Consider the following 882-nt stretch of genomic DNA (forward strand, 5'->3'; position numbering starts at 1 on the left):
ATAAAGCCGCTCCATCTCGCGCGCGGCGTAACAGTCGGCGATCCGGCAGTGGATGACGCCGCGCGCGAGATGGAGCGGCTTTATGATGCCGCGCAGCAGGACAAGGCCGCCAAGAAATTCAAGGATGGCATCCAGAAGCTGGACGAAGTCGCCAAGGTCTATGAACGAACCGCCAAGGTGCGCAAACAGCGCAAGCTGTATGAGGACTGGCGCCCCAAGGTCAAACAGTGGATCGACCACTGGGCGGGCCTCACAGCGGCGATCAAGAACCTGCTCAAGGATAAGTTGGACGAGGCCAAGGGTCATTACACCGATTCAGATGTTGCCACGAGCAAGGATTACACCGAGTCGATCAAGCTACTCAGCAAGTTCTGGGGTCTCCTGCCCTTCCTCAAAAAGGAAATCCCGGTTGTTCAGCAGTATGCTCCGAAGCTGACGGCCTTTGAGGCCAAGCTGAAAGAGTTCAAAGACCACGATGGTGCTTCGGGCATTCAGGTGATCATCCTCAAGATGGAGGCGGACCTCGCCTCGGCAAAGGCCGAAGCGGTGCTGCACAAGTACTCCACCGCCCTGACCCTGCTGGACGCCACCCAGGGCGATTGGCCCGCTGCGACCGCCCAAGCGGACGCCTGTAAGGCCTACAAGGAAAAACGCGTGGCAGTTCAGGGCAAGATCGACCCGCTCAAGAACGTGCCGCAGGCTGCAACCATGCTGGAAGATGCCAAGGCCCTGATGGCCGAGGCGGCAGCAGCGGCGCTGAAGCTGGACTTCACCACCGCCAGCAACTGTGTGGCAGATGCCGAGAAACGCGCCGACAGCGCCAAGGCCGCGGCAGAGGCCACTGTGGAGCTGGACGGGATGACAGACACCGCCGCGCTCGAC

1 protein-coding gene is annotated in these 882 nt (G+C 60.7%); it reads left to right on the forward strand.

What is annotated here, in order from left to right; genetic code table 11:
- Positions 1 to 48: 48 nt before the first annotated feature.
- The coding region (locus RA24_RS21610; RefSeq protein WP_206540671.1) for a hypothetical protein at positions 49 to 882 on the forward strand (834 nt) is incomplete at its 3' end.

The organism is Leisingera sp. ANG-M6 (assembly GCF_000813905.1).
GTDB lineage: Bacteria > Pseudomonadota > Alphaproteobacteria > Rhodobacterales > Rhodobacteraceae > Leisingera.